General features: G+C 41.4%; 19 protein-coding genes. 5 read left to right on the top strand and 14 right to left on the bottom strand.

The genetic code is table 11. The annotated features are described in order from the left end of the window. Positions 1-251 precede the first annotated feature (251 nt). Positions 252-470, top strand: a complete 219-nt coding sequence (locus QTN47_RS23645; protein ID WP_369331915.1) for a DUF4287 domain-containing protein — start codon at positions 252-254, stop codon at positions 468-470. Positions 471-607: 137 nt separating this feature from the next. On the opposite strand, the gene rnhA is transcribed toward QTN47_RS23645, so the two are convergent. The 7 genes from rnhA to glmM all read right to left on the bottom strand — a co-directional run bounded on the left by rnhA (position 608) and on the right by glmM (position 9879). After that, positions 608-1087, bottom strand: a complete 480-nt coding sequence (rnhA, locus tag QTN47_RS23640) for a ribonuclease HI (RefSeq protein ID WP_369331914.1) — start codon at positions 1085-1087, stop codon at positions 608-610. A gap of 41 nt (positions 1088-1128) precedes the next feature. After that, complete coding sequence (locus tag QTN47_RS23635; RefSeq protein WP_369331913.1) at positions 1129-1914, bottom strand: PhzF family phenazine biosynthesis protein; 786 nt, start codon at positions 1912-1914, stop codon at positions 1129-1131. A 296-nt stretch (positions 1915-2210) separates the two neighbouring features. Next, entirely contained in the window at positions 2211-2642 is a 432-nt protein-coding gene (locus QTN47_RS23630; RefSeq protein WP_369331912.1) for a hypothetical protein, read from the bottom strand. Positions 2643-2847: 205 nt separating this feature from the next. Continuing rightward, positions 2848-3387, bottom strand: coding sequence for an RBBP9/YdeN family alpha/beta hydrolase (locus QTN47_RS23625; protein WP_369331911.1), 540 nt, complete (start codon positions 3385-3387; stop codon positions 2848-2850). 363 nt (positions 3388-3750) lie between these two features. After that, on the bottom strand, positions 3751-5385 hold the full coding sequence (locus QTN47_RS23620; protein WP_369331910.1) for an acyl-CoA carboxylase subunit beta: 1635 nt from the start codon (positions 5383-5385) through the stop codon (positions 3751-3753). Positions 5386-6644: 1259 nt separating this feature from the next. After that, positions 6645-7772, bottom strand: a complete 1128-nt coding sequence (locus tag QTN47_RS23615; RefSeq protein ID WP_369331909.1) for a cysteine desulfurase family protein — start codon at positions 7770-7772, stop codon at positions 6645-6647. Positions 7773-8496: 724 nt separating this feature from the next. Beyond that, a complete protein-coding gene (glmM, locus tag QTN47_RS23610) occupies positions 8497-9879 on the bottom strand; it encodes a phosphoglucosamine mutase (protein WP_369331908.1) in 1383 nt (460 codons plus the stop codon). Between the two features lie 134 nt (positions 9880-10013). Here glmM and QTN47_RS23605 point away from each other — a divergent pair, with 134 nt between their 5' ends. Beyond that, positions 10014-10802, top strand: a complete 789-nt coding sequence (locus QTN47_RS23605) for a class I SAM-dependent methyltransferase (protein ID WP_369331907.1) — start codon at positions 10014-10016, stop codon at positions 10800-10802. Between the two features lie 86 nt (positions 10803-10888). On the opposite strand, the gene QTN47_RS23600 is transcribed toward QTN47_RS23605, so the two are convergent. Beyond that, positions 10889-11281, bottom strand: a complete 393-nt coding sequence (locus QTN47_RS23600) for a hypothetical protein (RefSeq protein ID WP_369331906.1) — start codon at positions 11279-11281, stop codon at positions 10889-10891. Positions 11282-11387: 106 nt separating this feature from the next. Then, positions 11388-13388: an LTA synthase family protein gene (locus QTN47_RS23595; protein WP_369331905.1), complete on the bottom strand. Its 2001-nt coding sequence runs from the start codon at positions 13386-13388 to the stop codon at positions 11388-11390. Between the two features lie 81 nt (positions 13389-13469). Between QTN47_RS23595 and QTN47_RS23590 the strand changes: the two genes are divergently transcribed. Both QTN47_RS23590 and QTN47_RS23585 read left to right on the top strand, forming a co-directional pair. Then, complete coding sequence (locus QTN47_RS23590; RefSeq protein WP_369331904.1) at positions 13470-14105, top strand: phosphatase PAP2 family protein; 636 nt, start codon at positions 13470-13472, stop codon at positions 14103-14105. 121 nt (positions 14106-14226) lie between these two features. Continuing rightward, positions 14227-14616 (top strand): transmembrane 220 family protein, encoded by a 390-nt coding sequence (locus tag QTN47_RS23585; protein WP_369331903.1) that lies wholly within the window; start codon positions 14227-14229, stop codon positions 14614-14616. A 533-nt stretch (positions 14617-15149) separates the two neighbouring features. Here the strand turns inward: QTN47_RS23585 and QTN47_RS23580 are convergent. Further along, on the bottom strand, positions 15150-16475 hold the full coding sequence (locus QTN47_RS23580; protein WP_369331902.1) for a hypothetical protein: 1326 nt from the start codon (positions 16473-16475) through the stop codon (positions 15150-15152). 197 nt (positions 16476-16672) lie between these two features. Further along, entirely contained in the window at positions 16673-17866 is a 1194-nt protein-coding gene (locus tag QTN47_RS23575; protein ID WP_369331901.1) for a carbamoyl phosphate synthase preATP-grasp domain-containing protein, read from the bottom strand. 285 nt (positions 17867-18151) lie between these two features. Between QTN47_RS23575 and QTN47_RS23570 the strand changes: the two genes are divergently transcribed. Continuing rightward, a complete protein-coding gene (locus QTN47_RS23570) occupies positions 18152-20638 on the top strand; it encodes a DUF5686 family protein (RefSeq protein ID WP_369331900.1) in 2487 nt (828 codons plus the stop codon). A 185-nt stretch (positions 20639-20823) separates the two neighbouring features. Here QTN47_RS23570 and QTN47_RS23565 read toward each other — a convergent pair whose 3' ends face one another. The 3 genes from QTN47_RS23565 to QTN47_RS23555 form a co-directional block, all read right to left on the bottom strand. Then, positions 20824-21597 (bottom strand): TerC family protein, encoded by a 774-nt coding sequence (locus QTN47_RS23565; RefSeq protein ID WP_369331899.1) that lies wholly within the window; start codon positions 21595-21597, stop codon positions 20824-20826. A gap of 32 nt (positions 21598-21629) precedes the next feature. Continuing rightward, positions 21630-22685, bottom strand: coding sequence for a quinone-dependent dihydroorotate dehydrogenase (locus tag QTN47_RS23560; protein WP_369331898.1), 1056 nt, complete (start codon positions 22683-22685; stop codon positions 21630-21632). A gap of 93 nt (positions 22686-22778) precedes the next feature. Beyond that, positions 22779-23669 (bottom strand): MerR family transcriptional regulator, encoded by an 891-nt coding sequence (locus QTN47_RS23555; RefSeq protein ID WP_369331897.1) that lies wholly within the window; start codon positions 23667-23669, stop codon positions 22779-22781. Between the last annotated feature and the right edge of the window lie 169 nt (positions 23670-23838).

Here is a 23838-nt window from a genome sequence, read left to right as displayed (position 1 = left end):
GATAAATTGCTCATCGTCAATCAGTGTGTTTATATTTTTAAGTGTGGCTACCCTATAATCTTAGTAGTATTTTTTGAGCCGCTAATTTATTGAAATCAATCTGCTTATTAACAACTTTTTCAAAGAACTCTTATTTCAACGACATTGAATGGTCAATGGTGAAAGTTGCAGGCGGTACTTTGTTCAGGCCAACCATTACTTGTAATGTAGAGGGCAAATGATTATTATTGTCACCATTAAATGCAATAACCATGTCATTTCAAGCTTATATTGACAACATTAAAGCAAAAACAGGTAAAAGTCCTGAAGACTTTAAGAAGCTTGCGGAAAAGAAGGGTTTCTTCAAAAAGGGCGCTCTTGTAGATACTGTTAAGGCGGGGCAAATTGTAGCCTGGCTGAAAGAAGATTTTGATCTTGGTCACGGGCATGCAATGGCAATTTATGCAACTTTTAAAGGGAAAACGGAATAACGAAAACGTGTGCTGAACTTTGAAAGTGTAGGACACGTTTTCGTTATTATACGAGATACTTGAACAAACATAAATATGTCCTACACTTGCAAGTGTAGGACATATTTATGTTTGTTCGAAAGCAAAGTGCAATGCATCTATAAATAACGCTGCTCATTTTCGTAGCCTTCATCCACAAGCAAATTTTTTCCGTCTGCAGCAGTTGTTGCCAACACATCACAACGGTTGTTAAACACGTTATCTGCGTGTCCCTTCACCCAGACAAATTTTATGTTGAAATCCTTTGCAAGCTGATTATAACGCAGCCAAAGATCCCTGTTCTTTTTTCCACCCTTAAAATCAGTTTTGATCCAGTTTTTCAGCCAGCCTTTTTCAACACTGTTTACTACGTATTGGCTGTCGGTAAAAACAGTGAGTGATATATTTTTTTTATTGAGTGCTTCCAGTGCCGCGATAACGGCCAGAAGCTCCATGCGGTTGTTTGTAGTGAGCCGGAAGCCGGCAGATAACTCCTTGCGTTTTTCGCCCCACATTAATATTGCACCATAGCCACCTGGCCCTGGATTTCCTCTTGATGCACCGTCCGTATAAACAATCAATTGATGTCCCTGTTGCATGTACCCTGCTTCGAAATTTGTAAATAGATCTTTCCTGAATCCTAACGAATATAAAATTCACCTTTACTATAAAGAACGCCATTGCCAGCCATGATCACTCTTTCACCTTTGTCTTCACAATAAAGTACTCCTCCTCTTTGAGACACCTGGTGTGCAGTCAACGCTGTCTTATCCAGTTCCTTGCTCCAATATGGGATTAGCGAGCTATGCGCAGAACCTGTAACAGGATCTTCACCAATTACAGAATTCGGCACAAAAAACCGTGACACAAAATCTACATCTTTTCCTTTTGCTGTCACAATTATACCTACAACATCCAATTGATTCCAATAATTAAAATCGGGGACAATTTGTTTAACCTCTTCTTCAGAAGCATATACCAGGAAATAATCACGCGCCTTCAATACTTGTTGCGGCTGAATATTTACACCTTTCAAAAGCACTTCAGGTGCTTCCGATGCGGCGGGCATACGGGAAGGAAAATTCAATTCGATCAAATCACCTCTCTTTTTTACATCCAGTTGTCCGCTTTTACAATTAAAAACAATATGATCTTCGGAAAGCTTCAGTTCATTAAAAATGATAAAAGCAGTCGCCAATGTAGCATGACCACACAGATCTATTTCAAACTCAGGAGTGAACCAACGGATATGATACTCATCAGGACCTTTCTGCACGAAAAATGCTGTCTCAGACAAGTTGTTTTCAGCAGCAAGTTGCTGCATTAATTCATCGGGCAGCCAATCCTGCAAAGGAACGACTGCAGCCTGATTTCCACCAAACAACTTATCCGTAAAAGCGTCAACAACGTATATAGGTAATTGCATGATTCTAATTTTTGATCAGGCGGCAAATATCCTGAAAAAGAAACAGAAAACCAGATTGTGTACGATGTTAGATTTACGAGGTACGATGTACGCGCTGCAAGTACGATTTACGAAGTACGAAGTACCTGGGTGCAGCTTCTTCACAATTAGTTATAGCTGACTATTTTTAGCAGCCCCAAAAAAGCACCTCGTCCAACGAAGACTTCAGTTGTTACCCTTTTTTACTTTTGACTTTTGACTTCCCCTCAGACATCTCGCCTGAAAGCTGAAAGCTGATAGCTGAATGCTGATAGCTTTCACTGCTTCTCCAAATCCGCCTTGTCCACCATAATATCCCAATGCGATAAAAGCAACTCAAACCGGTGCTGTTCATCTTTTTGCAGTTTTGCGGTGTCGGGGTAAAGTTGCGCTCTGTAAGGTGTTGTAAGATCAGGAGCGAGTGCAGTAATGGCATCTTTGAACGTTATGCTTACTTTAAAATCCCAACGGGTGTCTTCGCCGCTGTGCATAATCGGCACTTCAGCTTTAACATCAAGAATATCTCCATGCTCTTTTGCTTTCTTTAAAAGAGGATAATGATTTTTCTTCCACAGATCAATAAACTCGCCGGCGTAGCCCCATTTTACTTTGTAGTAGTTTTCAATTGTCAATGGTTGTGCTTGTTTTTGAGCATGTATAAAACCAGTTGTCAGCATAACTAATAACAGACACAATACTGTGTTTTTCATTGGTAGAAGTTTAGATATGATAGTTGACGAAATAATGTACGCAGTAAAATACAAAACGCTATTGCAGAAAGAAAGAGCGCGTTTTATTAAGATAAGCTTAAAGGGAGAGCTTAAAGCTTAAAGCGGAAAGCTTAAAGCCGGACGCCGGAGGTGAAGATTGCTTAAAGGAAAATAATGTAGGTGGATATCCATTGGGGTTGAATATTTATTGATCAAGCTTTTGTAAAAATTGCAATCCTTCGTCCCACTCGCCAAAACCGGATGATACATTTATGTGTCCGGCGTTGCCAATGTTTTCCAGTTTACTCCCCCAGCTATATGCGAAGAAAGCTGCGCGTTGCGGTGTAACGTAAAAATCGTCGCTGCTCATTACAACGATTGAAGGAAATTGAATTGGCTTCAAACACATTGGCTTAAAGCCTATAGTGCCGTCAGGGTAAGACTCGGCCTCTGTATCACTTGGCGCAACGAGCAGAGCGCCTTTAATAACGCGATTGTATATGGCTGCCCATTGTGCGATTGTTGTACAGGCAAGACTGTGGCCGACAAGTATAATGTCTGACAATGTCGGTTGCTTCATTACTTCTTCATCTATACGCGCTATCCAATCATCGCATACAGGAGCATCCCAACTTGACTGCTCAATCCGTTTGAATCCAAAACGATTTTGCCAGATCGTTTGCCAATGCCCTTCACCGGAATTACCTAAGCCGGGAAGAATAAAAATGTTTGATTTGAATTGCATGAGAGATTAATGGACAATTGAAAGGTGATAATTGATAATGATTTGCAATGTAGCGAACTCTTGTGTGATAAAAAAAGAAGGAGGCAATTAGAGATTTTTTTGCCACGAAGACGCCAAAGCACAAAGAGGCACAAAGTTTTAAAGAAGCCCTTACGCGGATAAGAACATGAAGATCTTAGCACTAAAGCACGAAGTACACTATGCAGCACAAAGTTTAAAGGAAGCGCTTATGCCCGTAAGATCACAAAGATTCCTCACGCTTAACGATTACCAACCATCGCTCTGATAAACGTATCACGTAAAACTTACTACGTACAACTAGCTTTAAGCTTTCGGCTTTAGGCTTTAGGCTTTAAGCTCTCCCTACACTTGTATCACACCCGTCTTAAACTCCGGCATATTTGCATTGTTATTGGCGGCTGATATCCCTTCACTAATCAACTGTCTCGTTTCAACAGGATCTATGATGGCATCAACCCACATTCGTGCTGCTGCATAATAAGGGGTTGTTTGTTTTTCGTAGCGGTCTTTTATTTTTTGAAGAAGTGCGTTCTCTTCTTCTTTCGTTAAGTTTTTACCGGATGTTTGTGTCTGCAGCAAAGTTCTTGCAGCCTGTTCCCCGCCCATCACTGCGATTTTCCCCGAAGGCCATGCAACAATCAGCCTTGGATCATATGCTTTACCACACATGGCATAATAGCCCGCACCAAAGCTGTTACCGGTAACAATAGTGAATTTAGGAACAACGGAATTCGCAACGGCATTCACCATTTTTGCTCCATCTTTAATAATGCCGGCATGCTCGCTGCGGCGCCCAACCATAAAGCCTGTGACATCCTGCAAAAAAATGATCGGAATTTTCTTCTGATTACAATTCAAAATAAACCGTGCAGCCTTATCTGCGCTGTCATTGTAAATAACACCACCAACCTGCATTTCACCTTCTCCATTTTTCACAATAAGGCGCTGATTGGCTACAAAACCAACGGACCATCCGTCTATGCGACCATATCCGCAGACAATGGTCTTGCCATATTCTTCCTTAAATTGTCTGAATGATGACTTGGAAGGCTCATCAATGTCGGCATCGACAATTCTATCAATTATATCAACCACGTTATATGGCCTGGCGTTTCCGTCCGAAAGCAATCCGTATAGCTCTTCCGGATCTTTTGCCGGCGCAAATGATTGGATTCGGTTAAAATTTGCCTTTGGCGAATCTGCTATTTGTGCGACCAGTTTTTTAATATGATCCAGGCATTCGTGTTCTGTATCAAAAATATAATCCGCAGTACCACTTATCTGTGCATGCATGGATGCGCCACCCAGGCTTTCCATATCTGTTTCTTCACCGATCGCCGCTTTTACAAGATACGGGCCTGCGAGAAAAATGCTACCATTATTCCGGACGATTAAAATTTCATCACTCATTACGGGCAGATAGGCGCCACCAGCCACACAAGATCCCATCACCGCCGCGATCTGCGTTATGCCCATCGCACTTATTTGTGCATTGTTGCGAAAAATGCGTCCGAAATGTTCTTTATCCGGAAAAATCTCATCCTGTAGTGGTAAAAAAACGCCGGCGCTGTCTACAAGATAAATAAGAGGCAGATTGTTCTCTATTGCTATTTCCTGCATGCGCAGGTTCTTTTTGCCTGTTATGGGAAACCAGGCTCCCGCTTTAACGGTTTGGTCATTGGCCATTATTACACACTGCCTTCCACTCACATAACCTATTCCAGCTACTGTTCCACCGGCCGGACAGCCGCCGTACTCTTCATACATCTCATATCCTGCAAACGCTCCTATTTCTATGAAAGGCTTATCCGCATCACACAAATAAGCAACCCGTTCTCTCGCAGTCAGCTTATTTTTTTCCCGTTGTTTTTGAATTGCTTTTTCGCCGCCACCCTTTTTTATCGACTCTAATCTTTGTTGTAATTGTTCGGTTAGCTTCCTCAGCCAGCTTGTAGTACCCGCGAGTGTTTTTTCCATACCATACAATTGTTAGTATAACAAAGATAGGGAGGAATGGATGATGTACGGTGTTAGATGTACGATGTACGATGTTGGAAGCCGCGGGTTTGGTGTGCAATGTTAGATGTAAGTACGAAGTACGATTTACGAAGTACGTTGGTGCGGCAGGCTCATTTTTAAGGGCCACGATGATGTACGATGTTAGATGTACGGTGTACGATGTTGGAAGCCGCGGGTTTGGCGTGCAATGTTAGATGTAAGTATGAAGTACGATTTACGAAGTACGTTGGTGCGGGCAGGCTCATTTTTAAGAGGCACGATGATGTACGATGTTAGATGTACGGTGTACGATGTTGGAAGCCGCGGGTTTGGTGTGCAATGTTAGATGTAAGTACGAAGTACGATTTACGAAGTACGTTGGTGCGGGCAGGCGATTTTTTAAGGGGCACGATGATGTACGGTGTTAGATGTACTATGTACGATGTTGGAAGCTGCGGGTTTGGTGTGCAATGTTAGATGTAAGTACGAAGTACGATTTACGAAGTACGTTGGTGCGGGCAGGCGATTTTTTAAGGGCCACGATGATGTACGATGTTAGATGTAAGGTGTACGATGTTGGAAGCCGCGGGTTTGAGGTACAATGTTGGGTTTAAGTACGAAGTGCAAGCTACGAAGTACGTTGGTGCGGGCAGGCGATTTTTTAAGGGGCACGATGATGTACGATGTTAGATGTACTATGTACGATGTTGGAAGCCGCGGGTTTGGTGTGCAATGTTAGATGTAAGTACGAAGTACGATTTACGAAGTACGTTGGTGCGGGCAGGCTCATTTTTAAGGGCCACGATGATGTACGATGTTAGATGTACGGTGTACGATGTTGGAAGCCGCGGGTTTGAGGTACAATGTTGGGTTTAAGTACGAAGTGCAAGCTACGAAGTACGCTGGTGCGGGCAGGCTCATTTTTAAGGGGCACGATGATGTACGATGTTAGATGTACGGTGTACGATGTTGGAAGCCGCAGGTTTGGCGTGCAATGTTAGATGTAAGTATGAAGTACGATTTACGAAGTACGTTGGTGCGGGCAGGCTGATTTTTGCAAACTCTTCTATACGATGTTAATACGATGTGGACTGGCACATAACCTGCACCAGGCTTCTGTGACAGATCAAAACTATAGTTTCAGCCATAAATCATGTGGCGCAGAAAAATATTATCCAAGACGATAAAGGCCTCAGTCAGGCAACACAAGCTGATAGCTAATAGCTGACAGCTGATAGCTATATCAGCGTTTTCAGCTTTTCTACCACTTCGTCAATCTCTTCCTTTGTATTGTATTTGCTGAAGGAAAATCGTACAGCTACGCGATCGGGATCGTTGGCGATTGACCGGATGACGTGACTGCCGGCATCGGCGCCGCTTGTACAGGCACTTCCGCCTGAAGCACAGATGTTGTTTATATCCAGGCTGAAAAGCAGCATTTCGCTTTTATCAGTTTTGGGGAAACTTGCATTTAATACAGTATACAGGCTACATCCTAACACATCGCCATTAAAAGACACGTCGCCAAGATGTTGCTGCAGCTGTTCCATCATGTACAACTTGAGACTTTTTATATATGCGCTGTCCTTTTCATAATTGGCAGTCGCCTGTTCCAGGGCTTTGGCAAAACCGACAATTCCGTACAGGTTTTCTGTACCCGCGCGCATATTGCGTTCCTGCGATCCGCCATGCACAAAAGGAGTGATCTTAATATTCTCATTAACATAGAGGATACCCACACCTTTTGGACCGTGAAACTTATGTCCGGCACCAGTTATAAAATGAACGTAGGTATTTCTGAGATCGAAGGGAAAATGGCCAACCGTTTGCACAGTATCACTATGGAAGATGGCGTCATACTTTTTACATAACTCGCCAACAGCATGAATATTCAGCATATTGCCTATTTCGTTGTTGGCATGCATTAAGGTAACCAGGCACTTATCGGTACTTTCACTCAGAAGCTTTTCCAGATCAGCCAGATCAACGTGACCATCGGGCAGCAGCTTTACATAACTTAAAGCGGCTTCGCCGGTTTTATGGAGATGTTCTACAGTATGTAAAGTAGCATGATGCTCTACAGGAGAAGAAATAATGTGCTTGCAGCCTAAATCCCTTACCGAAGCGTTAATAGCAGTATTACTGCTCTCTGTTCCACCACTGGTAAAGAATATTTCAGCCGGATGGGCGTTCAGGATCTTTGCTACACTTTTACGCGCATTTTCAATAGCCAGGCGGCTTTCGCGACCGTAACTGTATATTGATGAAGGATTTCCGAACTGTGATGTAAGATAAGGCATCATGGCATCAAGTACACACTCATCCAAAGGCGTAGTAGCGGCATTATCCAGGTATATTCTTCTCATACTGAAAAAAAAAGTTGTGCAAAGGTAAAAAATCCCGATGAAGTGAGAACGTGATGAAGGTAAGTTTTACTAAATCGAAACAAAATAAGTACGAAGTACGAGTTACGAAGTACTTAATTTATAAGCAGTATTTATTGGTGAATCCGTAAAATATTGAAAAAATGTTTAAAACCATATAAGTAAAGTGTCGGCCGCGCCAACGTTTCTTTGTTAACAACTGATAAAGCTTAAAGCCTAAAGCCTAAAGCTGAAAGCTGACCCAAGCGAAGTTTTTTAAACCATATAAATAAGGTGTCGGGTGCCAACGTTTCTTTGTAAACAACTGATAAAGCTTAAAGCCCAAAGCCTAAAGCTGACCCAAGCGAAGTTTTTTAAACCATTTAAGAAATATAAGAGCAAATAAGAGCTTTTGCCCAGGATAATAGTAACACTTAAACGACAATATATTTACTTAACCAGTTCGGACCTTCACCATTGACCATTCACTATTCACTAGTTGTATAGAAGTCATATAAGGGCGTGTAAGACCTTACCCCCCTGGGTTAATGCTGACTAGGGTAGTTTATGCCTACTCAGCCAGTTTGTGCCCTTCACCATTGACTATTGACTATTCACCGGTTGTACAGACGGCATATAAGAGCATGTAAGTTTTCCTTATATGTTCCCTTATATGCCCTATATGGTTTAAATCATTCGTACTTCGTACTTAACACTTCGTACTTTTCTAAATGCTTTCTTTGATGTCGTGCATTATGCGCTTTGCAATATTGTCGGCAGTTGTTTCAAAGCTGCTTTCTGCGTAAATGCGGATGATCGGCTCAGTGTTGCTCGTACGCAGGTGTACCCAGTCGTTCTCGAATTCGATCTTTAATCCATCGTCTGTATTGATCGGATTGTTTTTATATTTCTTTTGAATATGATCGAAAATGCGTGTGATATCGATGCCTTTATTGAGCTCAATTTTGTTCTTGCTGATAAAGTAGTCGGGATACGTGCCACGCAATTGTTTTACGCTTTTTTTGGTCTGAGCCAATTGAGTTAAGAACAGCGCAATACCAATCAATGCATCACGACCATAATGCAGGTCCGGAACAATAATACCGCCGTTACCTTCACCACCAATTACGGCATTCACCTGTTTCATTTTATTTACAACATTCACTTCGCCAACAGCACTTGGAAAATATTCTCCCCCGTTTTTAAGCGTTATGTCTTTTAAAGCCCTGGTGGATGACATATTGCTTACCGTATTGCCTTTTTTATGTTGCAAAACATAATCGGCAACGGCCACCAATGTATATTCTTCACCAAATAAAGTTCCATCTTCACAAACAAAGCATAAGCGATCAACATCGGGATCAACTGCAATACCCAAATCAGCCTGTTGCTTATTTACTTCGTTGCACAATCCTGTAAGATGCTGTGGCAATGGTTCAGGATTATGTGCAAATTTTCCGTTCACCTCTTCATTCAAAACAACGATATCTTTTACGCCAAGCGCCCTTAACAAAGCAGGCACCGCAATAGCGCCGGTACTGTTGATAGCATCTATCACAATTTTGAACTTGCGTTTCTTAATTGCAGTCACATCAACCAACGGATAATTTATAATTGCATCAATGTGCTTATCGAGCGTCGTATCATCAGTTCTGTAAGAACCCAGCTTATCAACGGATACAAATTCGTAGCTATCATTTGCAGCAATATCCAGCACTTTTGCACCATCTTCAGCGCTTATAAATTCACCTTTACTATTCAATAATTTTAGCGCGTTCCATTCTTTCGGATTGTGGCTTGCAGTGAGTATAATACCGCCTGCAGCTTTTTCAAAAACGACCGCCATTTCAACGGTCGGCGTAGTGCTTAAACCAACATCTATCACATCCAGCCCCAGGGCATTCAGTGTACTTACAACCAGGCGCTGTACCAATTCACCGCTTATTCTGCCATCTCTTCCAACAACAATTTTCCTGTTCTCCGGTCCTGTTTGCAGCAACCAGGTACCGTAAGCAGCCGTAAACTTTACAACGTCTAACGGACTTAAGGTTTCACCCGGTTTTCCTCCTATTGTACCACGAATCCCCGAAATACTTTTAATAAGCGCCATACATATATTTTTTGCTGTTGACAAACATAGGAGAAAAATTCAACACTTTTAAAATGAATCATCAGTCAACCGTTTGCTTCAAAAGTTGCAACTGCGATAATCAAAAAATATTCATAGTGTTCACTTACTTGTATATGAACAATTCACGTAATAAATTTGTAATGGATAAAAATAATATTATGCCGGGCACTGAGTGGTATATTGACTGGTTCGCGTCTCCCTATTACGATTTACTCTACCAGTACAGAAATTCGCAGGAGGCCTGGGAGTTCATTCAACGGGTTCTTACAAAACTTGAGGCTGACAACGGGAAAAAAATACTGGATGCAGGTTGCGGTAACGGTATCAACACCAGGGCAATGTCGTTAATGGGGTTAGATGTTACCGGCATAGATATTTCTTTCCGCCTGATTGATGAGGCCAGGAAAATGGAAACTCCTAACCTGCATTTTTTCCAACATGATATGCGACTGCCTTTTCACATTAACTATTTTGATATTGCGCTGAACCTCTTCAATTCTTTTGGTTATTTCCGTACTGAACGCGAGCACGACAATGTAATAAGAACTATTGCTCAAAGTCTGAAACCAAACGGCACACTTGTTATAGACTACCTGAACACACATTACGCCGAAGACAATCTTGTAAAAAACGAGAAAAAAACGGTGAATGATGTGGTATTTCATATCGCCCGATGGCACAGTGCAACGCATTTTTACAAGCAGATACAGGTTGAAGAAAAAGGAAAAGTATTAAAACATCTATATACCGAACGGGTTGCAAAATTTTCTCCCGGTGACTTCACCGATATGCTCTCCTACCAGGGTATGCAGGTTGCCGATATGTTTGGCGACTACAACCTTGCGCCCTATGATATCAGGAACTCACAGCGCATGGTAATATTTGCGAAGAAGATCAGGTAAGGTAAAAGGCTTTAGCTATCAGGTATGAGGTTTCAGGTATCAGGTTGAAGGTTTTGCTACCTGAAACCCGTTCTCCACACTATTAATTATTTAGTTTCTGACTTAAAGCTTAGATACATTTTGGGCATTGGCATGTTAGAATGAAAAGTGCTGTCCGGGCTTATTACTTTCATTTTATCTAAAGGAGATTCAAAAGCCATCAGGCCATTGCCAATGGAATATTGATCTTTTGGTTTATACATTTCTCTGTTCTCCACGGGGATACCATTCGGCATGTTACCGTTTTCCGGATCCGCGCGGCGCACCTGATCCGGAACCGGCTTAATTCTCTTTAGTAACATTTTTTTATTGAAATCTGCTGAGGGTTTGCTGTTCTTAAAAGCTTCCGGCTTACTAAAAAAGTCGTTTTGCTTTTCATTTGTCTGGGCAAAAGCACTTGACAAGCAGCATAAGCCTGCTAAAAAGAAAAAGGTTTTCATCTAGTTCGTTTTTAAGAATGGCAAGGGAAACCTGATTGCACTATTCCTTTCACGCAGCTCACAAATTATGCTTTTTCTTTAATATGTAAGTCTTAAAATGCAAATATTATTGTAAAGGTTTTTTATTATTGAACAGCATATAACGTGCTGTATGGTAAAATGCATCGGACAGAGCGCGGTATTTGTTTCTCAATGAATCGGTCAACTCAACCTTATCGTTGTTTTTAATACTGCTGATCTGATCAGGGCCGCCTTTTTGTAGGCCATAGCTATAATAAAGATCGTCGTGAATAATGCCTATCCTTCTTGAATCCGGTTCAAAAATGAACGTACAGTTACTTTTGCCGTTATCGGCCAAAATGCGCTTATCATTCAATAGATCAACACCCAAAGCCGTATTTACATAAGGAATATTACATAACCCGGCAATAGTGGGTAACACATCCACCTGGGAGGCCAGATAACTTATTCTTTTAGGCTTAACAAACGCCGGGGAGTAGAACAGTAAGGGCACATGCTCATTCGTCAATCCCTGCTCAGTAAACACAGCGGGCATCATGGACGAGGCGTCTCCGCGAATTCCATGATCGCCAATAAATACAAACAATGTATTATTAAAATACTTCTCCTTCTTAGCGGCTTCCATAAACTTCTCGAAACAGTAGTCTGTATAGCGGAAGGCATTAAACTCGTCAAGCGTAGCAAAACCATATTTCTTTAAACTGTCGGCAGGCACTTTTATGATTTTAAACTCTTGTTGATCTTCTTTTGGAATCGTATATGGTCTGTGATTATCGGCAGTTTGCAATACCGCAAAAAACGGCTTGTCCTGTTTTGCCAGCACCTTGTTAGCGCCCAGCATCATGTTTTTGTCGCTTACACCCCATACATCAATTTTAGGCGCATCATAATCATCCTGCTCGTACAAATGAAGCCCTTGGATATTATTGGTCAAAAAGCCCCGGATGTTTGCCCAGCTTGCACTTCCGCCGATAAAATAAAACTTCTCGTGATTTTTAAAATCATTCATCAGGATATGCTGATCTACTGCACCGGGATTGCGGCTGGCTGTCGTATTCAGCTCAACATCGGGCATGCCGGTCAGCGTTGCCCAAACACCACGTGCTGTTCCATACGTAGGCGTAAAACAATGATCAAAGAAAACCCCTTCTTTACACAACTGGTTGAAATACGGCGTCGTGTTTAAAGGATTGCCATACATGGAACTCTTGTAACCGCTGAAAGATTCACAGATCACCAGCACTACATTGCTAATGCCTTGCTGAGCTGTCGAATCTGGTGAAACGGTTCTTTTATAAGTAAGCGGTGCACTGCCAGGATCAATGCCAAGGTATTTGGCCATAAAAGGATACGCTGCTTCAACTTTATCCTTTTCAAAACCTGAGTGACGGAAATTCAATGAACTGAAAAAAGACTGAAACGGATTTAACGCGAGATTGGCCGCATAATCATCTCCGAGGGAATAGGCATCGCTCCATCTTAACGGAAACTGTCCGGCCCTGCCAAAAACGCCCCAACCCAACAGCAGAAAAAATATAATGGACCATATAATTCTTGCAGGTTTTGAAGTAGGCCTTGGCTCACTTAATACTTTATTGTAAGATAATTTTACCAGCCCCAGCAACCCTATCACCACGACAATAAGCGCGGCTAAGATCCATCCCACATGGTAGGTCTGCCAGACCATACTCATGGAGATCCTGGCATCATACAAATAATTTAATAAGCCTGCTGTTAAACGCTGAGAGAGATATGCATAGTTGGCAAAGTCAACAACATAAAAGAAAGAAAATACGAGAATGATAACGCCCCAGATCCAGAAACTGATTCGTTTTCCCCATTTCTTATCCAATGGATGCAACGGCGGAATGCAGCCGAGCACGAAAAAAATCAGTGAAGCAATACATACCATCCTTAAATCATACCTTATACCCAGGATAAGCGATTTGCCAATCACATTCTTTGAGCCTTCCGGAACCTTAAAAGCCAGCATCAATGCCAGTCTGAGCAACGTCATTAACAACAAAAAAATGATCGCGTTATAGCCTATCCAAAGAATATACCGGGGTAACTTTATTTTTTTCATGAGGCAGCAAAAATAATGATTATATAACGTCTGTCATTTTTGCATAAGCTATACTTGGCACTTTAAGTTTATTTTTACTGAATGAACGGCTTTTTACAAACATTGAATAACCTGGACACCTGGTTATTTCTGAAGATTAACAACGAATGGACCTCGCCTTTCCTGGATAGCATTTTTCCCTGGTGGCGCGATCAGAATACATGGGTTCCCTTGTATTTCTTCCTGATCTTCCTGGTTTTTTACAATTTCGGCTGGAAAAGCTGGCCCTGGCTCGCAGCGGCTATTGTAACAGTTGTTTTAACCGATCAGCTAAGCAGTGGATTTTTGAAGGATTTTATTAACAGGACACGTCCCTGTAACGATACATTGCTCGGACCCTACGTTAAATTGCTGGTTCCATATTGTCCTACCAGCGGCAGTTTTACATCTTCCCATGCGGCGAATCACTTCGGGCAGGCGGCTTTCTATTATTTTACCCTGAAGCCGTATCTGAAAAGCTGGGGACAGTTATTTTTTATATGGGCAGCAACAATCAGCTACGGCCAGGTATATGTAGGCGTTCACTATCCGCTTGATGTACTTGGTGGCGCATTAATAGGCATGATGCTGGGCAGTGGTATTGCAGGAATATTTAACAGGCGCATCGGATTTCCCCCATTAAAGAACGTAACAGTTGTAAGCAGTGAGAAACCCAACATAGGCGAATTCAATAATTAAAGATCCATACATCTATACCGTTGGCCGATTAATAATTGCATTAGAAAGTTTTTTTTGTTTTTTGACGCACTGAATAGTGTAAGTTTATCGGGTATTTTATATCCCCTAACGAAACCAGCATATGAAAATTTTTAATTACTTCTTTTTTGTTGTATTCATCATTTTTGCAGCATTACAGTACAACGACCCCGACCCGTATATATGGGTGCCTATTTACATATACAGTGCCGTATTGTGCTTTTTAGCCGCCCGCAACAGGTTTTATCCGAGAGCCTATATCGTGGGAATATTTGTTTACCTGGCTTATGCTATTTACCTCTTTTTTGATAAAACGGGTGTACTTGACTGGGCAACCGAACACAACGCCGAGGGCATTGCCCAAACCATGAAAGCAACCAAACCATGGATTGAAGAAACCAGGGAATTTTTTGGTCTGTTGATCCTTATCGTAGTTCTTGCCATCAACTGGATTTATGGTAGCAGGAGGAAAATGAGGCGGAGACAGGTGTGAGGTGTGAGGTATCAGGTATCAGGTGTGAGGGGTAAGGTGTGAGGCGTAAGGTGTGAGGTATCAAGCACCAGCTTCGAGGTATTATTAGTATTTGAAAGAGACAGTTAGGGAAAGAGGCTGTTTTTTCGGTTGAATTTTTTTAAAATAATTTTGAATTTTGGCTACTTGCCCGGCGCCATTGGCCGGAGGTTAATGTCACTTAGTAAATAATGCTTTGCTAGCGCTGCTTCATATGAGCATTCTGTTTGTAGAAATAAAATAGGTCGTTTAAGGTCCGTTAGGAGCTGCCTGTCAAGCGTTACAGGAGACTCCGCAGAAGTCCGATGATATTTTAAATTTCGATTTTCTACAAACAGGAATCTCCGCCGGAGCTTTATATCTTCTTACCCTTCACACCTTATCCCTTACACCTTATCCCTTACACCTTACACCTCACACCTCACACCTCACACCTCACTCCTCACTCCTCACACCTCACTCCTCACTTACACCTGATACCTGATACCTGAAACCTGATACCTGATACCTGCTCCCTACTTCATCTCCATATCCCCTTCCGACAGCACCTTGTACTCTATATCACGCATCACGATTTTGTATTTACCGGGTTGCAGATACAGATAGTAGTAACCATTTTCTGCTGAAGTATAGGTTTGATCCGCAGGAATCAGGTAATCTTTTTCCAGCTTATTGTATTCTTTATAATAATAGGCCTGAACAAGAAAGAGGCTTTTTTCTGTCGGCTTAACTGCCAGCTCTTTTCGCATACCATCCAATGAATACCAATCCGGCCGTTTGTTTTTATAGTTTGTTGGCGGATGGATGATGGAGATATCATATTCTGATGAAGCAAGCAGATCAACAGGCTTATTCTTGTATACAGCAACAGATGGAACGGTAACAGGAAAGGCCTTCATGTATGCTTCATAAAATGAACGGCCATATGCAAAGTCGCTCCCCTCAGTCATATCTGTCTGGTTAACGGTGAGCGGGTTTATGCCGGAGATCTTCTTAAAGTACATGGCCATCGGAACATAATCAACTATCTGCTCTTCGCTGATATGTCCGTAACCGGCGTGCACCAATATTTTAGCAGAGGGATTTTGTTGAATCAGCTGGTAAATATTTGCGGCCTGTATAGAATCACGTACGGAGCCGGAATGTTTATATGCCAAAGTATCCTCATAGGCATAGACGGTATAACCTATCTCCTTCGCAACTCTTACCATTTCTGCGCAAACCGGTTCATTGGTAAAAAATCCCGTATTAACATTTAAGATGGTATCTGCAGTTGCCGATGGCGTATTGTTAAGCGCTTCCATAGCAAGGTAGCGATAGCCCAGTTTGTACATATCCTGCAACAGTGAAATGGTAAAAGCCCTGTGCAATGGTTTTGAATGCGCTTCATTGATCATTGTTACCTGAACATGAGCTGCCCGGTCCAGGATATACTTCTTTGCCGGAACATGTTGGATATCCAATTGCTTCAGAGAATCAATAAAAGGCTTGATCGTGGCTGCAGCCTCCATATCCAATGTCTCATAGCTTTTGGTTGTATAATAAAGAGCGGATGGATAATCGCCAATGAAAGAGCTATAATCGCTCAGGTTATCGTAATAAGACTTATCCGTATTAAAATGTCTTATTCTTTTTCCATTTTGCAAGCCTATATATAAAGGCATCAGGTAATTGATCCTTTTTTTATAGCGATTAGAAAATCTGGTTACGGTTGAATCAACCATTTTCCCCGAATGCTGAGCAATATGCTTTTGCAATTGAATAAGTCCCGGTGATTCCTGCGCGAACGCAGCGCCAACAACAAACAGGCAATAAAACAAAACCGGCAACTTTTTAGGCATAGATATTTTTTGAGGGTACAATATTAGAACGTTGTACGTTTTACGTTGTAAGTTTTACGTTATAAACGTGCTAAATAATATACAGAAGCAACAAAGCCGTTAGCAGCATATCTGTAACGGCTTTGTTAGTTGCGTTTTACATTATATTATGTCAGTCGCCCGAATACTTATAACGTATAACTTATTACGTATAACTTCTATTTGCTTAAATGCATACTTCTCTCTTTATACAAAGTTCTAAAGTATGGATCGCGGAGATCTTTGATAAAACGGATCGCTTCACCGGTGCTCTTCATTTCCGGGCCGAGCTCTTTGTTTACACCGGGGAATTTTTCAAAACTGAACACAGGTTCTTTTATAGCAAACCCTTCCAGTTTTTTCTCGATGGTAAAGTCTTTCAGCTTTGCTGCACCCAACATTACTTTAGTTGCAATGTTCAGGTAAGGGATCTGGTAAGCTTTAGCGATGAAAGGAGTTGTACGTGACGCACGCGGGTTGGCTTCAATCACATACACTTTTCCGTCTTTTATTGCAAACTGAATATTGATCAAACCGCGGATATCAAGTGCACGGGCAATTTTTTCAGCGTAGTACTCCATGGTAGTTACTTCCATCGGCGTCAAGTTGAACGCAGGCAATACCGCGTTGCTGTCTCCACTGTGAATACCTGCAGGCTCAATGTGTTCCATTACGCCCATTACATGGAAATCCTCACCATCAAAAATACCATCTATCTCAGCTTCCTGACAACGGTCAAGGAAGTGGTCAATAAGGATCTTATTATTAGGAATATGTTTCAGCAGGCTTACAACTGCTTTTTCAACTTCGTCATCATTAATTACGATACGCATTCTCTGTCCACCCAACACATAGCTAGGTCTAACCAAAACCGGATAACCAACCTGGTTAGCGACGTCGATCGCCTCTTCAGCGGTGTAGGCTGTACCGTATTGCGGATAAGGAATGTTCAGGTCCCTCAGCAAATCACTGAAACGGCCACGGTCTTCGGCAATATCCATGTTATCGAACGATGTACCGATGATTTTGATTCCTCTTTCAGTAAGGCGCTTAGCGAGCTTTAAAGCTGTTTGACCACCAAGCTGAACGATTACACCTTCTGGTTTTTCCAATTCAATAATTTCCCAAAGGTGTTCCCAATATACAGGCTCGAAATATAATTTATCGGCCATATCAAAATCGGTACTTACCGTTTCAGGATTACAATTAACCATAATGGCTTCGTAACCACACTCTTTAATTGCTAATAATCCATGTACACAGCAGTAATCGAATTCAATACCCTGACCAATTCTGTTGGGTCCGCTACCCAAAACAATGATCTTTTTTTTCTGCGATGGAATAGATTCGTTGGAAGAAAGTGTATAACTCATTTTTTTAAGATTGCGCAAAGTTAATGGCTGAGCGGTTTTAAGCCAAAGAATAGTTGAAAAGTTGGGAAATCAAAAAATTAGGAAAATCTTAAATAAGCTATAATTCAGGCGTTTATGCCTAAAAAATACCATTTAAGCAGCCATAAAGTCATATATGGATTAACAAATCGCTGTATAAATGGTTATCGAAAAACCGTAAAATCAAATAGGTTAAGGTTTAATTAGTATTTTTGGCGCATCCAACTGTAAATCTCATTGATACTTAAGCATCAAGAACAAAATGTTATGCGAATAATTGTGATACTACTGGTTGGAATAATGTTGCTAAATGTACCCATGAACGCCGTGGCGCAGGAAAAGATGGTACGTGGACAGGTGGTTGACAAACAAAGTGATGAACCTATCCCTTTTGCTTCTGTATTTTTTAAAATAAGAGGAAACGGCGTACTGACAGACTCTCTCGGAAAATTCAGTTTACCTTATACACATCTTGAACCTAATGACTCTGTTATTGTAAGCAGCGTTGGCTATATACAATATGCCATTTCTGTTGCCAATCTCAAAGACTCTTCATCCCTCACCGTTCAGCTTGTGGTTAAACCGCCGCAGCAGGAAGCCGTGGTTAAAGCAAAATACAACCGCGCCCTGTGGTTCTGGAGAAAAATAATCAAGAATAAGGACCGCAACAACAGAACACGGTGGGACAACTACAGCTACGAAATTTACAATAAGCTTGAACTGGACCTGGATAATGTAAACAAAGAAAAGCTTGGGAAAACTATTTTTCTAAAGAAGCTAAACTTTGTGCTTGACTATGTAGATACAACTTCAGAGGACAAGCCTTATTTGCCCGTTTACCTTACAGAAACACTAAGTGATTATTATTACCAGAGATCACCGAACAGGGTACGCGAATACATCAAGGCTACAAGAACAAACGGTATCGACAATCAGAGTATCATTAAGCAACTGGGCGGAACTTATCAGAATGTGAACGTGCTGAATAATTTTATCCCGGTATTCAACCGTGAATTCATCAGCCCGTTCAATGATCATGGTGATAATTATTACAATTTCAAACTACTGGACACCCAATATCTTGCGAACAGAAGACTGATCCATTTCAAGTTCTCTCCTAAACATAAAGGTGAAAGCACTTTTGATGGAGATGCATGGGTACACGATACAACATTTGCAATACAAAAGATCACTTTGCGTCCGGCGCTTGATGCTAATGTGAACTTCATTACAAATATGAGCCTGATACAGGAATTCAGGCTGATCAATGATTCTACATGGTTTTTATCCAAGGACAAATTTGTGGCGGACATTTCAATTATAGGTAGCCGGCCATTTAATTTTAAAGGAAGGAAAACGGCAACTTACAGGAATGTCGTCGTCGATAATCAATCGGTATTAAATGAACTTGCAAAGAGCAAGGCTCCTGAAGATATTATTGTGGCTCCAAATTCCTCGATCGACAACGACACCTTCTGGGTTGAAAAGCGGCATGAGCCATTGAATAAAAATGAACAGACTGTTTATTTGGTATTGGATACGTTAACAAAAAATCCTACCTATATAAAATACAGGAATACCATCAATTTCTTAACCACCGGCACCAAGGACATTGGTAATATTCGTATCGGCCCCTGGTGGTACTGGATAAGCGGCAATGCGTGGGAAGGCACGCGTATGCGCTTTGATGTTGCTACCAATAGCGGCTTCAACAAACATCTTAACCTGAGAGGCTATCTGGCATATGGGTTTAATGATGGCAAGTTTAAAGGAAAGGGAGAAGCGTTATACAGGTTTAATACGCAGCCCTGGTCTTACGTTTCCGCATCCTATAGAAATGACCTGGACAACGGCGTGACCTATTATGATCAGCTCGGCACCGATAATATATTTGCTTACATTTTCCGCCGACCAAATATTCCTTTTAAATTTCAAAGAAATGAAGAATTTAAAACAGAATATTACCAGGAAACCAATAAGGGTTTTGGATTTGGATTAACGGTTAGTACAAGACGTTATACTCCATTAGAAAATCTTCCGGGCAAGCAATACTATATAAATAATGTAGGGGAACCTCTAAAGACTTTTGAAACCGGCATAAGATTTCGCTACGCCTTTAAAGAGCGTACGTTTGAAGACAACTTCTATCGTTATAGCCTCGGAAGCGACTTCCCCATTGTGGAGCTTAGACTTGCAAAAGGCTGGCCCGGTGTGTTGAACAGCAGCTATGAATATACAAAGGTTGACATGATGGTTTCAGACTACATGAAGATCTCTCCTTACGGCAGCCTGTATTATAACGTATTTGCTGGAAAAGTGTATGGAACGTTACCCTATCAGTTGCTGCAGATTGCGCCGGGAAATGAAATGTTCTACTTTAACCGATATGCATTTAACCTGATGAACAGGTTTGAATATATAACCGACCACTACGCCGGGTTTAATGTTGAGCACAACATTGGTAATGGCCTGTTCAGGTTTATTCCGCTTACACGTAAACTAAAATTCCGCCAGTTCTGGAATGTTAAAGGACTGATCGGCGATCTGAGCGATGCCAATAAACAATTGAACTTTGTTGGTGACTATCCCTTTAAATCTTTAAACGGAAGATGGTATATGGAGCTGGGAACGGGTGTTGATAACATCTTTAAATTTTTCCGCATAGACTTTTTATGGCGCTGGGCCGCTAATGGCGTTGATGTAGATCCGGCAAGGGGCTTCGGGATCTTCGGCAGCTTCCGCGTAACGTTCTAAACCACGGAGGCACGGAGACAATACGAGACATAGCGTTCTTCACAACCGATGATAAATTTGCGAGCATTTCGATTGATAGCTGAAGCATAACATAAAAGATAATGGCGTATAAGATCTTTCCTCGAAGTTCTTATACGCCATTGTTATAAACGCCATGTTCCGTTGTCTCGTTATGTCTCCGTGGTCTACTGCTTTTCCGGAGCTTTGGGCTCTCGTAATTCCACTGGTTTTATTGCGGCATTTCTGCGTACGCGCATGTTAAGCAGTTCAACAATAAATGAGAATGCCATGGCAAAGTAGATATAATTTTTCAGGTGAAGCGCCTCTGCCTGCTCATGATTCCAGCCTTCAACCAGCAAGCTCAATCCTATCATTACCAAAAAAGACAGGGCAAGCATTTTAAATGTTGGATGCTTATGAATGAAGTCGGAAATTTTTGGACTAAATAGAAACATAATGATCATGGCGATGATAACAGCAGCGATCATTATCTCTACATGCTTCGCAGTACCGCCCGCCGTTATGATGCTGTCGAAACTAAAAACCATATCGATAAGCGCTATCTGGACAAGGCCGCTCCCAAAGCTCAGTGGCTTAGATTCTTTTGTTCCTGCGGACTCTTCGCCTTCCAGTTTATGGTGAATCTCCATCACCGTTTTATAAATGAGGAACAAGCCTCCAGCCAGCATAACAAGACTTGCTATATCAAATCCTTTTCCATAAATAGTAAACAAAGGCTTACCCTTTTGTCCCATCAGCCACGTAAGGCCGAGTAATAAAATACTTCTTACAATTATACCGCTGATCACCCAGAACAAGCGTGCTTTGGACTGTTGTGCCCTTGGCAGACGACTCATGATGATGCTAACGAAAATAACATTGTCTATTCCTAAAACTACTTCAAGGATAACAAGGATGACGAAACTGATAATACTATCGGTTGTAAAAAGGTATTCCATGTTGGATTGCAGCTTGGTTAATGAGTATATTTTTACTTATCGGTTATAAGACTTTTACAAATATTTTTTACAATTGCCGGACCTTCATAGATAAAACCGGTCCACACCTGTATTAATCCAGCGCCTTCCTCTAGTTTTTCTTTCGCGTCCTCCCCGGTAAATATTCCGCCACTTGCAATAACCGGCACTTTGCCTTCAGTTTGTTGAACGAGATATTTCAACACTTCTGTAGAACGTTCTTTTACGGGTTTGCCGCTTAATCCCCCTGCGCCAATTGCTTCCACTTTCTCTTTAGGAGTAGCAAGGCCACTCCGGCTGATGGTTGTGTTGGTAGCAACAAGTCCATCCAGTTCAACTTCAAACGCAAGACTGGCAATATCATCCAGCTGTTCGTTTGTAAGATCCGGAGCAATTTTCAACAACAACGGTTTGGCCTTTGCTTTACCGTGATTGATGGTTTGAAGATGTGATAATATTTTTTTCAGCGATTCTTTTTCCTGTAATTCACGTAAGCCGGGGGTGTTAGGGCTACTTACATTTACTACAAAGTAATCTACGAAATCGAACAGTTCTGAAAAACAGATCTCATAATCCTTCCACGCATCTTCATTAGGTGTAACCTTGTTTTTACCAATATTACCACCAACAACAAGTGACGAACCTGTTTTTGCTTTCTGGTTGTTCCAAACTCCCAACCGTGCTTTTATAGCTTTAACACCATTGTTATTAAAACCCATGCGGTTAATAAGCGCCTTATCCTGAGGCAAGCGAAAGAGCCTTGGCTTATCGTTGCCAGGCTGAGGTAAAGGAGTAACTGTACCTATTTCAACAAAACCAAAACCCAGGGATTCCAATTCATTTAAGTACAGGGCGTTTTTGTCGAAACCCGCGCCCAGCCCGACCGGATTTTTAAAATGCAAACCAAAAACATTTCTTTCCAGCAATGGATGCCGGCACTGAAAAGAAGACCGGATTATATTTTTGATGAGACCAGCGTTGTTGCCACTGCGTAACGCATTCATTGCAAAATAGTGAACATCCTCAGGAGGAAAATTGAATAAAAGACTACGTAATAACGGGTAAAGCATGCTGCGAAGATATTGTAAAATGACATTTCTGTGCTGATTCCCTTACTTGGGTTCGTCATTATACTCAACCATAGAAATCTTCGATTGCTTCCATTAACCGTATACTTCCGGGTTTGCCATAAAGAAAATTACATCCTGAAGGCTGTTTTTCAGAAAAATTGTAGGAGGTAATTTTTTGTTGTAGTTTTTTATTATCTGACCTGAAATGATAACAGGTTTGCCTGCTGCCTGCAATACTGCCGCATTAATAAACTTTTCAAAGTTAAAGCTTGTTGCAACAGAGGTAAGATGTGTATATAAGAAATCAGGTTTTCTTAATGCAGTTACAAAGCCAAGATCATCAAGAGAAGTGTCGACTCCTAAATACAAGACATCAAGGCCCCGCCGTTTCAGCATGTAGTGCATGAATAGCAGGCCGATTTCATGATATTCTCCCTGGGGTAAAAACAAGGCAACAGTTTTATTCACAGGAGCTTCGCATTCAACACAGTCTATACCCACAAGCAATTTTTGGCGGATGATATTTGTAGCGAGATGCTCTTGTGCAGGATTGATATTATTTGTCGCCCATAACACACCGGTTCTTTCCAGGTAAGGAAAGATAAGGCCTGATATTGTGTTCTCTATTCCTTTGGTTTCAATGGTATTATTAAGCACCGCTTCAAACTTATTCGCATCCATTTCCACCATATGATGAATAAGCTCGTTAACGATCTGTTCGTTGCCCGCCTGCATTTGGGCGATAGACAACACTTTGCCCTTTATTTCATCTGTGCTTAATTTATTGATGTGCGATATTTTATAGCCATACTTGTTGAGCAAAGCAATATTCAATAGCATTTTGAGCTCTTCACTACTATAGTATCGTATATTACTGTTAGTACGCTGCGGTTTTAGAAAAGAATAGCGTTGCTCCCAGATTCTTATTGTATGGGCTTTAATGCCAGAGAGATTTTCTAAGTCTTTAATAGTAAAAACATTCATACGTTGCAGATGAGGTTAGCAAAAAGGATGACCAACAATCGTCGTAAGGGAAGTTATTGAATTGATGAGGTATATATACAGAGCGCCTTAAGATTAAACTTAATTTAATCGGCTCATTTTAGACTAATTCAATCTCAATCCCTTACAGTTATTATCCGCAATACGTTAT

It is taken from the genome of Danxiaibacter flavus (assembly GCF_041060425.1).
Classification (GTDB): domain Bacteria; phylum Bacteroidota; class Bacteroidia; order Chitinophagales; family Chitinophagaceae; genus Danxiaibacter; species Danxiaibacter flavus.
This window is presented reverse-complemented; position numbering and strand designations above follow the sequence as displayed.